General features: G+C 35.4%; 17 protein-coding genes. 14 read left to right on the top strand and 3 right to left on the bottom strand.

Annotated features, from left to right (window positions below):
* Positions 1–135 precede the first annotated feature (135 nt).
* The 3 genes from VOI54_RS07750 to VOI54_RS07760 form a co-directional block, all read right to left on the bottom strand.
* Complete coding sequence (locus VOI54_RS07750; protein WP_326282160.1) at positions 136–1,512, bottom strand: SusD/RagB family nutrient-binding outer membrane lipoprotein; 1,377 nt, start codon at positions 1,510–1,512, stop codon at positions 136–138.
* A gap of 7 nt (positions 1,513–1,519) precedes the next feature.
* Positions 1,520–4,738: a SusC/RagA family TonB-linked outer membrane protein gene (locus VOI54_RS07755; protein ID WP_326282161.1), complete on the bottom strand. Its 3,219-nt coding sequence runs from the start codon at positions 4,736–4,738 to the stop codon at positions 1,520–1,522.
* Positions 4,739–4,855: 117 nt separating this feature from the next.
* Positions 4,856–6,550: a POTRA domain-containing protein gene (locus VOI54_RS07760; protein WP_326282162.1), complete on the bottom strand. Its 1,695-nt coding sequence runs from the start codon at positions 6,548–6,550 to the stop codon at positions 4,856–4,858.
* Positions 6,551–6,729: 179 nt separating this feature from the next.
* Here VOI54_RS07760 and rpsL point away from each other — a divergent pair, with 179 nt between their 5' ends.
* The 14 genes from rpsL to rpsQ all read left to right on the top strand — a co-directional run bounded on the left by rpsL (position 6,730) and on the right by rpsQ (position 14,897).
* Positions 6,730–7,104, top strand: a complete 375-nt coding sequence (rpsL, locus tag VOI54_RS07765; RefSeq protein WP_019386263.1) for a 30S ribosomal protein S12 — start codon at positions 6,730–6,732, stop codon at positions 7,102–7,104.
* Between the two features lie 21 nt (positions 7,105–7,125).
* The gene (gene rpsG / locus VOI54_RS07770) at positions 7,126–7,602 is read left to right on the top strand and encodes a 30S ribosomal protein S7 (protein WP_326282163.1); all 477 of its coding nucleotides are present in this window, start codon (positions 7,126–7,128) and stop codon (positions 7,600–7,602) included.
* 6 nt (positions 7,603–7,608) lie between these two features.
* Entirely contained in the window at positions 7,609–9,735 is a 2,127-nt protein-coding gene (fusA, locus tag VOI54_RS07775) for an elongation factor G (protein WP_326282164.1), read from the top strand.
* Positions 9,736–9,746: 11 nt separating this feature from the next.
* Positions 9,747–10,052, top strand: a complete 306-nt coding sequence (gene rpsJ, locus VOI54_RS07780; protein ID WP_007650482.1) for a 30S ribosomal protein S10 — start codon at positions 9,747–9,749, stop codon at positions 10,050–10,052.
* A 123-nt stretch (positions 10,053–10,175) separates the two neighbouring features.
* The gene (rplC, locus tag VOI54_RS07785) at positions 10,176–10,793 is read left to right on the top strand and encodes a 50S ribosomal protein L3 (RefSeq protein ID WP_326282166.1); all 618 of its coding nucleotides are present in this window, start codon (positions 10,176–10,178) and stop codon (positions 10,791–10,793) included.
* On the top strand, positions 10,793–11,422 hold the full coding sequence (gene rplD / locus VOI54_RS07790) for a 50S ribosomal protein L4 (protein ID WP_326282167.1): 630 nt from the start codon (positions 10,793–10,795) through the stop codon (positions 11,420–11,422). Before rplC ends, rplD begins: the two co-directional genes overlap by 1 nt.
* Positions 11,423–11,429: 7 nt before the next feature.
* A complete protein-coding gene (gene rplW / locus VOI54_RS07795) occupies positions 11,430–11,720 on the top strand; it encodes a 50S ribosomal protein L23 (protein WP_303278962.1) in 291 nt (96 codons plus the stop codon).
* A 10-nt stretch (positions 11,721–11,730) separates the two neighbouring features.
* Entirely contained in the window at positions 11,731–12,558 is an 828-nt protein-coding gene (gene rplB / locus VOI54_RS07800; protein WP_326282168.1) for a 50S ribosomal protein L2, read from the top strand.
* 3 nt (positions 12,559–12,561) lie between these two features.
* Positions 12,562–12,840, top strand: a complete 279-nt coding sequence (gene rpsS, locus VOI54_RS07805) for a 30S ribosomal protein S19 (RefSeq protein ID WP_326282169.1) — start codon at positions 12,562–12,564, stop codon at positions 12,838–12,840.
* 6 nt (positions 12,841–12,846) lie between these two features.
* On the top strand, positions 12,847–13,254 hold the full coding sequence (gene rplV / locus VOI54_RS07810; protein ID WP_326282170.1) for a 50S ribosomal protein L22: 408 nt from the start codon (positions 12,847–12,849) through the stop codon (positions 13,252–13,254).
* A gap of 7 nt (positions 13,255–13,261) precedes the next feature.
* Positions 13,262–13,981: a 30S ribosomal protein S3 gene (gene rpsC, locus VOI54_RS07815; RefSeq protein ID WP_326282171.1), complete on the top strand. Its 720-nt coding sequence runs from the start codon at positions 13,262–13,264 to the stop codon at positions 13,979–13,981.
* A gap of 21 nt (positions 13,982–14,002) precedes the next feature.
* A complete protein-coding gene (gene rplP, locus VOI54_RS07820; RefSeq protein ID WP_326282172.1) occupies positions 14,003–14,422 on the top strand; it encodes a 50S ribosomal protein L16 in 420 nt (139 codons plus the stop codon).
* A gap of 13 nt (positions 14,423–14,435) precedes the next feature.
* Positions 14,436–14,627, top strand: coding sequence for a 50S ribosomal protein L29 (rpmC, locus tag VOI54_RS07825; protein ID WP_237231813.1), 192 nt, complete (start codon positions 14,436–14,438; stop codon positions 14,625–14,627).
* 12 nt (positions 14,628–14,639) lie between these two features.
* Positions 14,640–14,897 (top strand): 30S ribosomal protein S17, encoded by a 258-nt coding sequence (rpsQ, locus tag VOI54_RS07830; RefSeq protein WP_054729566.1) that lies wholly within the window; start codon positions 14,640–14,642, stop codon positions 14,895–14,897.

The following is a 14,897-nucleotide window of genomic DNA, read 5'->3' on the forward strand; positions in this document are numbered from 1 at the left end:
AATTACTTAAAGTAATAAAAAATGAAATTTATTAAGCTAATAAATAGATAAGTTTTAAGCTAAAAAAACACCAGCAATATTTTACTGGTGTTTTTTTAAATGATTACGGTTTATGGCCTTGAACTAATTTATTAATTAGTTTTTAGGAAATGCCCACATATCATCATCTAATAAATGACCTCCTTGTGCAGAAATAGCTGCATTGTAGTTAGCTTCATTAGTAGTACGCTCTGTAATAGGATATAAAAATCTTCTAGGTATGATTTTAGAAGGATTAACAGAACCTACAGCATCTGGGTTGTCTACAAGGTCAGGGAAACCTGTTCTTCTATAATCAACCCATGATTCAATTGGTGCATTACCGTATAAGGCTTTGTATTTTTCATTGATAATAGTTTCAATTTTATTTGCTTCAGTTCCAGAAAGTGCTAAAGCATCAACATAAGCTGTTGCATCAGCAGCATCTACCCCAATATAAAGCATATTTGCTTCTACAGCATCCTTTAATGCTTCTAAAGCATCAGCATCGGTACCACCTGTTCTAACTATAGCTTCAGCTTCAATAAATTTAACTTCCCAGTATGAAATAAGTGGCGTAGGAGAATTAGCTTGCCCCCAAAATAAACCAGGTGTACCAGCAAAATCTTCTCCGTCAGAAGTATATAAAGGAAGTCTTGGGTCTCCAGCCATCATGGTTTGGATTGTTGCTCCAATACCAAGAGTACCAGGTCTGTCATTGTCAAACAAATAAAAAGGATTAGCATTTTGAGCTGGTGTACTGTAAACAAAATCAGGTTGTTCGGAAGTGCTGCTTAAAGCCTGCAGCGCCTCAGTTAAAGCGCTCTGTGCAGCACTTGGATCAACTGATGTTAAATGCATATAATATCTTGCTTTTAAGGCATGAGCCGTTTTTTCCCAATCAATTTTATCAAGAGCATCGGCAGTGCCTGCACCATTAAAAGCTCCAATTCCGGAAGCTACGCCATCAGAAATAGATTGACTTAGAAGTAACTGAATTTCATTATAAACACTTTGCTGAGTGTCATAAGTTGGTTTTAAAATTCCAGCATCTCCTCTAAAAGCTTCAGAATAAGGAACATCTCCCCAACAACTTGTAGTAATTCCCATATTAGCCGCCATATAAAGTTTAGCTAAGGCACCTACTTCACCTTCAGTATTCTCAATCAATACAAAACAATCTTTAGATGCTCCCGCTCCATACAAACCAAAATCCCAAAGGTCATCAATATCACTTTCTCCAATATTATATTGACCATAAGCTATTTGTTGTGCATCTAAGCCATCAAATTGTTGGGTAATAATACCTGCAATTCGTCCAACAAGAGCCACAGAGTTTCTGTGCGTTTGCGTTATCATCCCAGGATAAACAGCACCAGCATTTATTTTATCTGCCGATGGGTTGTCAGGGTCTACATTAACGTCAGTGATAGTACATGAAGATACCACTGCGCCAAGTAATACGATACTTAATATATATTTTATTGTTTTCATAGTTTTTTTAAAAATTTAATTTCACATCAAAGCCGTAACTTCTAGTATTTGGGTTATTAAAGTAATCTAAACCAATACCATTACTGTCTCCTGTTAAGTTTGTTTCTGGATCTACACCAGGGTAATCCGTACTTAAATATAAATTTCTTCCATATGCTGATACTGAAATTCCTTCAATAAATGTGCCTTTTAATAATCTACTTGGGAGTGTATAAGTTAAAGTAACTTCTCTTAATCTAAACCAAGAAGCATCATAAACATTACCTTCATCTACATCACCAAAACCATATCGTCTCCAGTAGTTATTACTTTCGCTAATTGTAGGATCTGAATAAGGAACAACCTGATTATTAGGAGCTCCGGTGGATTGAACAATACCTGGGAAAGTAGTTGTTTGGTCTCTTAATAAAGTCTCTGATGAAACTCCAAAATAATCAAGAATACCACAAGTACCACACCATATATCTCCACCTTCTCTGATATCTAATAAAACTGATAAGCTTAAGTTTTTGTAGGAGAACGTATTATTGATACCCATTAAGAAATCTGGAATTGGGTCCCCTATAACGCCGTCTGTGGTTGCTAGAAGCGGGTAGCCAGCATCATCAATTAACATGGTGCCTTCATCATTTCTTGCATATCTGGCACCATAAATAGCACCATAAGATTCACCTTCTACGGCACGTGAACTCGTTCCTGAGAAACCATTTAAAACATAACTTTCAAGGCCTTCAGCAAGTTCTTCAACAACATTTTCATAAGTCGTAAAGTTTACATCAATATCCCAGTTAAAATCATCAGTTCTTACTGGTGTACCACCAAGAGTTAATTCGACACCTTTATTTGATACACGCCCAATGTTAGAAAACACTTCAACAAAACCAGAGGAAGGTGTAGCATCAATAGGAACAATTTGATCTGTAGTTTCTCTATCGTAATAAGTAGCATCAAATTTTAATCTATTATCTAACATAGATAATTGAATACCTACTTCAAATTCTTTTGTAGTCTCTGGAACTAAATCAGGGTTTCCTGCACGGCCTGATCTTTCAAATGAAGTTGCTCCATAAGCGGGGAAAGTCACACTTTGAATAAAACCGTCACCACTAGCAACCGTACCACCAAAATTAGTAAGTGTTCCATATACTGGTGCATCATTTCCTGATTTACCCCAAGATCCTCTAAGTTTCCCGTAATTAATGAAATTACTATCTAAAATCTCACTAAAGATAAAACTACCACCAATAGAATAAGTTTGAAATGTATTTTCATCTACAGGTAATGTAGATGTCCAGTCATTTCTAAATGATGGTGTAATAAATAACATGTTATTGTAGCTTAAGGTTGCTGTTACAAATGCACCAATCAATTTTTTCCTATTAGTTAATTCTTGTGCTTGCGTTGTACTTACGTTAGATAAGTTAAAGAACCCGGGAATGGTCATGCCATCTCCTATAACAGTTTGTCTATTATTTTTGGTGTAGAATCCGTCATAACCAATAGTAGCGGTAAGCCCTAAATTTTCATTCAAATCCTTAGTAGCTGTTACTAAAGCATTCCAGTTGACATCTTGATTCTGAATAACGTCATTAATAACACGGCCATTACCAAAACTAGCATCTATAATATCAAAACCTATCTTTCTGGTGTCTGTCCAGTTATCAATAGAGGCAGATGTTTTAAGAGTAATCCAATCATTAAGGTTATAAGTTAGACCCATTTTTCCGATAATACGATTTACATCATCAGTGTTCGAGTTTCTAGAAACGGTAAAATATGGATTATTGTAAATTCCATCACGGTAACTTCTGTGTCCAGGTAATTCAGAACCAGGGATGTCGTAGAAATAAGACGAAGGATCATCAGCAGCAGCTTGCCCTGTTTTACCGTTACCCATATCAAAAGTTGGTGTATTACGTAATAGACCTAACATTACCCCTGAGATATTTGATCCTCTTTGAACTCTAACCCCTCCAGAGTTGGAATATTGAGCGGAAGCATCTAAGGTTAAATCTTCATAAAGTTTAGCTTGTAAATCTATTCTAAATGTTTTTCTTATGAATTCTTCATTAGGAGCAACTCCATTTTGCACCAGTTTTCCCATTGAGGCACGGTAATTAACTTTGTCAGTACCGCCACTAGCAGAAAGGTTTACATCAAACACATCTCCTGTTTTAAAGAAATTATAGTTGTCATAAGATTGCGCTGCTATTCCGTTTCCTGTTCCAGCAGGCACAAGAGCACCATTTCTGTGGAATGGATAAGAAGTGTCTCCATCATATTCTAAGTCTGAAATTAAGGGACCCCATGAGTCGCCCTCAAAAGTTTCAGGGCCTCTGTATTGTAATCCACTGCCATCAGGGTTGTGTCTACCTTGAGCATATGTCCTTTGTAAGTCTGGTCCTTTATTAATTTCAGAAAAACTGGCAGAAGTTCTTAAGGTTACTCTTGTTTTTCCTTGTTTACCCTTTTTTGTAGTTATCAAAACAACACCATTATTTGCACGAATACCATATAATGTTGTAGCGGCAATACCTTTAAGGATATTCACAGATTCAATATCACTTGAGTTCATATCAATAGCTCTGTTGGAAAAATCCGTACCCCCTAAACTAGAGTTGTTGTTAGTTTGTGTTGGGTCTTCACTATAAGAGTCATTATTGATTGGTACACCATCTACTACAAATAAAGGCGAATTGGAACGAGTGATAGAGGTGTTACCACGAATTCTAATGTTTGCTGATGCGCCAACTGAACCAGATGAAGTAGTTACTTGAACACCAGCAGCTTTTGCGCTTAATGCAGATACCACATTGGTTTCTTGTGCTTTAGTAATGTCACCAGAATCAACAGATTGAATAGAATAACTTAAGGCTCTAGGTTTGGCCTTAATACCTTGTGCAGTAATAACTACTTCTTCTAAAGACTCTGCATCTTCTGTTAATGTAACGTTCACAGTATTTGAGGCTCCTACTACAATTTCTTGAGTTGAGTAGCCAACAAAACTAAAAACCAGGGTATCACCGATTTCTGCTTCAATTGAATAGTTTCCGTCAAAATCTGTTGAGGTACCTGAAGAAGTACCTTTTACTAAGACAGTAGTTCCAGGTAACGGTAAACCAGATTCATCTGATACTGCCCCTGAAATTGTCTTCTCTTGTGCAAAAGTAAGTTGCACAACTAACGCCAGTAATAGCGTTAGAATTCCACTAAACTTTGTTTTCATTGTATAATTATTTGAATTAGTCAGTATCAAAAATCACAATAAAAAGTTAATAAAACAACAAATTTTGGTTAAAATTTGGTTCTGTATGTTAATTTGTAGTGAATTATAAGGTAATAACTAAAAATTAGTCATTAGGCTTAAATGGACTTTTGAGTTAGAGAGTTTAAAGGAGGTGTTTTCATTTTTGCCGTTTGCATAGTTGAACTTAAATAGGCCAGCTTTGGTTAAAATACCAAAACCGAAACCATATCCAAAAAGCTTTTGCTCGGTATTTGTAATCTTGTTTTCAAAATAGGCGGCATCAATTATGGAATGTATGTATATAGAATTGCTTAATTGAAGCCTGTATTCTGTGTTTATTAATCCATACAGTGAAGCAAACAAGCTGTTTTCTTCAAAACCGCGAATTGAATTAATACCACCAAACCTTAGTAACTCGTTTTCAAAGTATGAACTGGAAATTAAATATCCCCCATTAACTCTTAAATAGATACTGTTTTTTTGATTAAGATTGAAAATTTTATATGAATCGATTAGAAGCTGTGTTTGTTTTTCTGAAGTTTCAGATGTTGTTCTGTTTCCAAAACCTGCTTCTGTGGATAGTTTTGAATGTATGGGGAATAAAGCATTATAATTTTGATAAGTTATGTATTGGTATGCTAAAGTTAAATATTGTGTTCTGTAATCAGTAATTGGTTGTGTTGTATTCTCTGAAAGTAGACTATTTGATTCCATAGCAGTGATACCTGTAGATATTTTATGCTTAGAATTGATCTGATAATGTAATTTGGCAGATTGATTTGCTGTTGTAAAAGAAGAATCTTTTCTGAAAATACGCAAGAGCAGGTCAACTCCAATTGGTGATTTGAAAAGGTAAGGTAAAGATATGTTAGCTTCAAAAATCTGTTGATCATTTTCATCACTTTTGTATAATAGTTTAAAAGATTCTCCAAAATTTAAATTGTTGGTTAAATTTAAATTCAGATAGCCGTCAAATTGTAATTTATTGGTTTCCTCATTAGTTCCAAAACCTAAAAAACCGTCAAAGGTGTTACTTCTGGACTTTTCTAGGTATAAGAACAGGGCTGTAGAGTCTTTTGAGAATAGAACCTCCGGAGGTTTAATTTCGTTAGCGAAGTTTAAGTTATTTAATTGTGCTGTTTTGTTTTGAATCTTACTTAGGTTAAAAACCTGCTTAGGTTTTAGTTTTAAAAAATGTTTTATATAAGAACGCGGAAACTTTTCATAACCTTTAATAACAATATTATCTATGGTTCTTTTTTGATTTGTTACATCGAGTATTAAATCTGCTTTTAAAGTAGAATGATTTTCTGATCTTATATTGGTCAACTTAAGTTTAGAAAAAGGAAGTCCGTTTTTAGAAATCTCTGAATTAATATAGGATAAAGCTTTTTCAACTTCAGATATATCCAAAATAAAGTAATCGTTAAAAACTTTTCTTGAAATTAGATTTATAACTGATTTGTCAATATCATTTTTATTGTAATGTATATATATAGTGTTGACCTTATTCTTTAGATGAATTTTAGATAAAAAACTGCTGTCGTTAACCTTTAATAGTTCTGTAAGTTTGTTTTCAATATAGCCTATGTTAAAAAGTCTATTTTGAATCGAGTCAACTTCTGATTTAACAGAAAGAAAGTTTAAATGGTTTTTCTGGTATCCTAAAGAATCCAAAACTCTGGTTTCAGCTTCCGTAAAACCATCGATTTTTAACTGTAGTTTTTGGCTAAATCCTTCTAATGAAAAAAGTGTATATATAATAAGGACAAGAAAAGATGTTTTTTGCACGTTCAGAACAGCTGTATTTTTTTTGTAAATCTAACGGAAATTATAGGCTAATAATATAGGAGTTGGGGTAATTTTTACTTTCTATTGAAAATTAATGAATTAGGGTTTGAATTTCAAATTTTAATTTCTACCTTTGCACGCCTCTAAGAAGAGGTTAATAAAATTTATATTAATTATATATGCCAACAATTTCGCAATTAGTAAGAAAAGGAAGAGCCAAAATAACCAAGAAGAGTAAATCGGCTGCTTTAGATTCTTGTCCGCAAAGACGTGGTGTATGTACTCGTGTTTACACAACAACTCCTAAAAAACCTAACTCAGCAATGCGTAAGGTGGCAAGGGTTCGTTTAACAAACGGAAACGAGGTTAATGCATACATCGGTGGTGAAGGACATAATCTACAAGAGCACTCGATAGTATTGGTTAGAGGTGGAAGGGTAAAAGATTTACCAGGAGTTAGATATCACATTGTACGTGGTGCTTTAGACACAGCAGGTGTTTCAGGTAGAACGCAACGTAGATCTAAGTATGGTGCTAAACGCCCTAAAAAGTAATTAAAACTTTAAGAAGAAGACATGAGAAAAAGAGCAGCAAAAAAGAGACCGCTTTTACCGGATCCACGTTTTAACGATCAGTTAGTGACTCGTTTCGTTAACATGATGATGTGGGATGGTAAGAAGTCTGTGGCTTTTAAAGTATTTTATGATGCAATTGACATTGTAGAAGAAAAGAAAACTGACGAAGAAAAAACAGCTTTAGAAATATGGAAAGATGCTTTATCTAACGTTATGCCTCACGTAGAAGTACGTAGTCGTAGAGTTGGTGGTGCTACATTCCAAATTCCAATGCAAATTCGTCCAGACCGTAAAGTTTCAACGGCAATGAAATGGCTTATTAGTTATTCTCGTAAAAGAAACGAAAAATCTATGGCTAACCGTTTATCAGCAGAAATTTTAGCTGCTGCTAAAGAGGAAGGTGCGGCAGTTAAGAAAAGAGTTGATACTCATAAAATGGCTGAAGCAAACAAAGCATTCTCTCACTTTAGATTTTAATACGACATGGCAAGAGATTTAAAATTCACTAGAAATATAGGTATTGCTGCTCATATTGATGCAGGAAAAACTACAACTACAGAGCGTATTCTTTATTATACAGGTGTGTCCCATAAAATTGGAGAAGTGCATGATGGTGCTGCTACAATGGATTGGATGGAGCAAGAGCAGGAAAGAGGTATTACAATTACTTCTGCTGCTACAACTTGTGAGTGGAAGTTCCCTATTGAAAACGGACAACCAACATCTGAAACTAAAGGATATCATTTTAATATAATTGACACACCGGGTCACGTTGATTTTACTGTAGAGGTAAATCGTTCTTTACGTGTACTTGATGGTTTGGTATTCTTGTTTAGTGCAGTTGATGGTGTTGAGCCACAATCTGAAACTAACTGGAGACTAGCTGATAACTATAAGGTGCCTAGAATTGGTTTCGTTAATAAAATGGACCGTCAAGGATCTAACTTTTTAGGTGTTTGTCAACAAGTAAAAGATATGTTAAAGTCTAATGCTGTGCCAATTGTATTGAATATTGGTGATGAAGCAGACTTTAAAGGGATTATCGATTTAGTAAAAAACCGTGCTATTGTATGGCATGATGAAACTCAAGGGGCAACTTTTGATGTGATCGAAATTCCGGAAGATTTAAAAGAAGAAGCTCGTAAGTATCGTGCGCTTTTAATTGAAGAGGTGGCGACTTATGATGAGAACCTTTTAGAAAAATTCATGGAAGATGAAGATTCTATTACAGAAGAAGAAGTGCATGCTGCACTGAGAGCTGCGGTAATGGATATGGCTATCATTCCTATGATTTGTGGTTCAGCTTTCAAAAATAAAGGTGTACAATTCTTATTAGATGCTGTTTGTCGTTACTTACCATCTCCAACAGATAGAGATAATATTGTAGGTACTGATCCAAGAACAGGAGGTGAAGCAGTGCGTAGACCAGATGCAAAAGATCCTTTCTCTGCATTGGCGTTTAAGATTGCTACAGATCCTTTTGTAGGTCGTTTAGCATTTTTTAGAGCATATTCAGGTCGTTTAGATGCTGGTTCTTATATCTTGAATAACCGTTCAGGGAAGAAAGAGCGTATCTCACGTATCTATCAAATGCACTCTAACAAACAAAATGCCATTGACTTTATTGAAGCCGGAGATATTGGAGCAGCTGTAGGATTTAAAGATATCAAGACTGGTGATACGATGTCTGATGAAAAGAATCCTATCGTTTTAGAATCTATGGACTTCCCTGATCCAGTTATTGGTATTGCCGTTGAGCCTAAAACTAAGGCAGATGTTGATAAATTGGGAATGTCTTTAGCAAAATTAGCTGAGGAGGATCCAACATTTACTGCAAGAACAGATGAAGCTTCAGGACAGACTATTATTTCTGGAATGGGTGAGCTTCACTTAGATATTATTGTTGACCGTCTTAAACGTGAGTTTAAGGTTGAAGTTAATCAAGGTCAACCACAAGTTGAATACAAAGAGGCTATTACACAAGCTGCAGATCATAGAGAGGTTTATAAGAAACAATCTGGTGGTCGAGGTAAGTTTGCTGATATTGTATTTACTATTGAACCAGCTGATGAAGGTCAAGTAGGTCTTCAATTTGAATCTATAATTAAAGGTGGTAATGTTCCTAAAGAATTTATCCCTTCAATTGAAAAAGGATTTAAAATGGCGATGGTTAACGGACCATTAGCAGGTTACGAAGTTGATGCCATGAAAGTAACATTAAAGGATGGGTCTTACCACGATGTGGATTCTGACCAATTATCTTTCGAATTGGCTGCAAAACTTGGATTTAAAAATTCTGCAAAAGCTGCAAAAGCGGTAATAATGGAACCTATTATGAAGCTTGAGGTAATTACTCCTGAAGAGAATATGGGGGATATTGTTGGAGATTTAAATAGAAGAAGAGGACAAGTAAGTGATATGGGCGATAGAGCTGGTGCAAAAACTGTAAAAGCTACTGTACCATTATCAGAAATGTTTGGATATGTAACAACATTAAGAACATTATCGTCTGGTCGTGCAACGTCAACAATGGAATTTTCACATTATGCTGAAACACCTTCAAATATTTCAGAAGAGGTTATTAAAGCAGCTAAAGGTGTTGAAGCTTAAAATCTAAGAAAATGAGTCAAAAAATCAGAATAAAATTAAAATCTTACGATCATAACTTGGTAGATAAATCTGCTGATAAGATTGTAAAAACAGTAAAAAGTACTGGTGCTGTTGTAACTGGACCAATTCCATTACCAACACACAAGAAAATTTTCACTGTTTTACGTTCTCCACACGTAAACAAGAAATCAAGAGAACAATTCCAATTAAGCTCTTATAAGAGATTATTAGATATTTACTCTTCGTCATCAAAAACAATTGATGCGTTAATGAAGCTTGAATTACCAAGTGGTGTTGAAGTAGAGATTAAAGTTTAAGTAATAAGCTTACATGTCCCACCGATGCGGTCGCGGGAAAAACGGGAAAATACAATTCAAGGCTGAAATGTATTTCGGCCTTGAATTTTAAATAACAAATAGTAATAAATTAAATAAATAATTATGTCTGGGTTAATTGGAAAGAAAATCGGTATGACCAGCATCTTTGATGAAAACGGGAAAAATATTCCTTGTACAGTAATCGAGGCTGGACCATGTATCGTTACCCAAGTCAGAACTGAAGAAGTTGATGGTTATGAAGCTGTTCAACTAGGTTTCGATGACGCGACAGAAAAAAGCGCTACTAAAGCAGACTTAGGTCATGCTAAAAAAGCGGGTACTTCTGTGAAACGCAAAGTTGTTGAGTTCAAAGGTTTTGATGAGGAGTACAAATTAGGTGATGCTATTACAGTTGAACATTTCACTGAAGGTGAGTTTGTTGACGTGTCTGGTACATCAAAAGGTAAAGGATTTCAAGGTGTTGTAAAGCGTCATGGTTTCGGTGGTGTAGGTCAAGCTACTCACGGTCAGCATAACCGTTTAAGAGCGCCAGGATCTATTGGAGCTGCATCGTATCCTGCAAGAGTTTTCAAAGGAATGAAAATGGCAGGAAGAATGGGTGGAGACACAGTTAAAGTTCAAAATTTAAGAGTTTTAAAAGTAGTTGCTGAAAAGAACTTACTTGTTGTTAAGGGATGTGTGCCTGGACACAAAAACGCTTATGTAACGATTAGAAAATAATGAAAGTAGCAGTTTTAGATATAAACGGAAAAGACACAGGTAGAAAGGCAGACCTTTCTAAAGATGTGTTTGCTATTGAGCCTAATAATCATGCAGTGTATTTGGATGTTAAACAATACTTAGCAAACCAAAGACAAGGAACTCACAAATCTAAAGAAAGAGGAGAGATTTCAGGGTCTACACGTAAGATTAAAAAGCAAAAAGGAACTGGTACAGCAAGAGCAGGTAGTATTAAGTCTGGTGTATTTAAAGGTGGTGGTCGTATGTTCGGTCCAAGACCAAGAAATTACAGCTTTAAACTTAATAAAAACTTAAAGCGTTTAGCACGTAAATCTGCCTTAAGTATCAAAGCAGGAGAAAAATCAATTACAGTTTTAGAAGACTTTAATTTTGATGCTCCAAAAACGAAAAATTTTACAGCGGTTTTAAAGGCTTTAGAGCTTGAAAACAAAAAATCTCTGTTTGTGTTGGGTGGGTCAAATAATAACGTATATTTGTCATCGCGCAATTTAAAAGGCTCTGAGGTTATAACAGCTTCAGAATTAAGTACTTATAAGATTTTAAATGCAAATCAAGTTGTGCTTTTAGAAGGTGCCTTAGAAGGAATTGAAACAAACTTAAGTAAATAAGAAACAGATGAGTATCTTAATTAAACCTATAATCACAGAAAAAGCGACTGCAGATAGCGAGTTAAGAAACTGCTATACTTTCGCAGTGAACACAAAGGCGAACAAGGTAGAAATCAAAAAAGCAGTTGAAGCTGCTTATGGTGTTTCTGTTGAAAAAGTTCGTACTATAAATGTCCGTCCAGATCGTAGTACCAAGTATACAAAAACTGGTATTCAACATGGTAAAACAAATGCTGTTAAAAAGGCAATTGTACAACTGGCGGAAGGTGAAATGATTGATTTATACAGTAACATGTAATTAAAGACTAATGTCAGTAAGAAAATTAAAACCAATCACACCAGGACAGCGATTTAGAGTAGTAAATGGGTATGACGCCATAACTACTGATAAGCCGGAAAAGAGTTTACTCGTTCCGAATAAAAGGTCTGGTGGTAGAAACAGTCAGGGAAAAATGACCATGCGCTATATTGGTGGAGGTCATAAGAAGAAGTATCGTATTATAGATTTTAAAAGAGACAAAGCAGGAATCCCTGCTGAAGTTAAGTCTATTGAATATGATCCAAACAGAACAGCTTTTATTGCTTTATTGAATTATCAAGATGGCGAAAAAAGATACATTATTGCTCAAAACGGTTTACAAGTTGGGCAAAATGTTGTGTCTGGTAAAGAAGGTGTAGCTCCAGAAATTGGAAATGCAATGCCATTAAGTGAAATTCCATTAGGAACTATTATTTCTTGTATAGAGTTACGTCCGGGACAAGGAGCTGTTATGGCTCGTAGTGCTGGTGCTTTTGCTCAGTTGATGGCAAGAGATGGTAAGTTTGCAACAGTTAAATTACCTTCTGGTGAAACAAGATTAATTCTTGCTAACTGTACAGCTACTATAGGGGTTGTTTCTAACTCAGATCATCAATTATTAGTTGGTGGTAAAGCAGGTAGAACAAGATGGTTAGGTAGAAGACCACGTACAAGACCAGTAGTGATGAATCCAGTTGATCATCCAATGGGTGGTGGAGAAGGTAAATCTTCAGGTGGACATCCTCGTTCTAGAAACGGTATTCCAGCTAAAGGTTACAGAACCCGTTCTAAGACTAAAGCAAGTAATAAATATATTGTAGAACGTAGAAAGAAATAAGACATGGCAAGATCATTAAAAAAAGGACCTTACGTTCATTATAAATTAGAAAGAAAAGTAGCTGCAAATGTTGATGCTAATAAAAAAACTGTAATCAAAACTTGGTCAAGAGCCAGTATGATTACTCCGGATTTTGTTGGACAAACTATAGCAGTACACAATGGCCGTCAATTTGTACCAGTATATGTTACTGAAAACATGGTAGGTCATAAATTAGGAGAATTTTCACCAACACGTTCATTCCGTGGACATGCAGGTGCTAAAAATAAAGGTAAAAAGTAGTAAGCTATGGGAAGTCGTAAAAAACAAATGGCAGACGCTATTAAGGAAGCAAAAAAGCAAGTGGCTTTTGCTAAACTTAATAATTGTCCTACATCACCAAGAAAAATGCGCTTAGTAGCCGATTTAGTAAGAGGCGAAAAGGTAGAGAATGCACTTAATATCTTAAAATTCAACCAAAAAGAAGCATCTGGTCGATTAGAGAAGCTATTGTTATCAGCTATCGCTAACTGGCAAGCAAAAAATGAAGATGCTGATGTTGAATCTGCAGAATTATTTGTAAAGGAGATCAGAGTAGACGGAGGATCTATGTTAAAAAGATTACGTCCGGCACCTCAAGGTCGTGCACACAGAATTAGAAAACGTTCTAACCACGTAACATTAGTAGTTGGAGCTAACAATAACACACAAGCTTAAATAGAGTATGGGACAAAAAACAAATCCAATCGGGAATCGCTTAGGAATTATCAGAGGATGGGAGTCTAACTGGTATGGAGGAAACGATTATGGTGATAAACTTGCCGAAGACGATAAGGTTAGAAAATACGTTCACGCGCGTTTATCTAAAGCTAGTGTAAGTAGAGTAATCATTGAGAGAACTTTAAAACTTGTAACCGTTACTATCACTACGGCCAGACCTGGTATCATTATCGGGAAAGGTGGTCAAGAGGTAGACAAGTTAAAAGAAGAGCTTAAGAAAATTACTGGAAAAGAAGTTCAGATTAACATCTTTGAAATTAAAAGACCTGAACTGGATGCATTTTTAGTAGCATCAAGTATTGCTCGTCAAATAGAAAACAGAATTTCATACAGACGTGCAATCAAAATGGCTATTGCTGCTACAATGCGTATGAATGCTGAAGGAATTAAAATCCAGATTAGTGGACGTTTGAATGGTGCTGAAATGGCACGTTCTGAACACTACAAAGAAGGACGTATTCCTTTATCAACTTTTAGAGCCGATATTGATTATGCTTTAGTTGAAGCACACACTACTTATGGTAGATTGGGTGTAAAAGTATGGATCATGAAAGGTGAAGTATATGGTAAAAGAGAGCTTTCTCCGCTTGTTGGTTTATCTAAGAAGCAAGGAAAAGGTGGAGCCGGAAGAGGTGGAAACAAAGGACCTCGTCGTAGAAAGTAATTTTTTATAAAGTAAAGAAAAATGTTACAGCCTAAAAGAACAAAATTTCGTAAACAACAAAAAGGACGTATGAAAGGTCTCTCTGGAAGAGGGCACCAACTTTCAAACGGTACTTTTGGAATAAAAGCATTAGACGCTACGTTTATTACTGCACGTCAAATTGAAGCAGCTCGTATTGCCGCTACACGTTACATGAAAAGAGAAGGTCAACTTTGGATTAAAATATTTCCAGACAAGCCTATCACAAAAAAGCCTCTTGAAGTACGTATGGGTAAAGGTAAAGGTGCCGTGGAATTATGGGTAGCTGTATGTAGACCTGGTCGTGTTTTATTTGAAGTAGGTGGTGTGCCATTAGACGTTGCAAGAGAAGCATTGCGTTTAGCAGCACAAAAGCTACCGGTTAAAACTAAGTTTATAATCGCTAGAGATTACGAAGCATAATTTATTTGATATTATGAAACAATCAGAAATTAAAGAATTATCTGTAGCTGAGTTACAAGAAAAGCTTGGTGAAACAAAAAAGAGTTATTCAGACCTAAAATTGGCTCATGCAATATCTCCTTTAGAAAATCCAATTCAATTACGTACTATTAGACGTACTGTAGCTAGAATTGCGACTGAATTAACTAAAAGAGAATTACAATAATTCTGCTGAAAGATGGAAACAAGAAATTTAAGAAAAGAACGTATAGGAGTTGTTACAAGTAACAAAATGCAGAAATCAATTGTGGTTTCTGAAGTGAAAAAAGTAAAACACCCTATGTATGGTAAGTTCGTGTTAAAAACAAAAAAATATGTTGCGCACGATGAAACAAACGACTGCAATATTGGAGATACTGTAAAGATCATGGAAACAAGACCTTTGAGTAAATCTAAATGTTGGAGATTAGTAGAAATAATTGAAAGAGCTAAATAA

Origin of the sequence: Alterotamlana spongicola (assembly GCF_035818475.1) — a bacterium.
Lineage (GTDB): Bacteria > Bacteroidota > Bacteroidia > Flavobacteriales > Flavobacteriaceae > Cognatitamlana.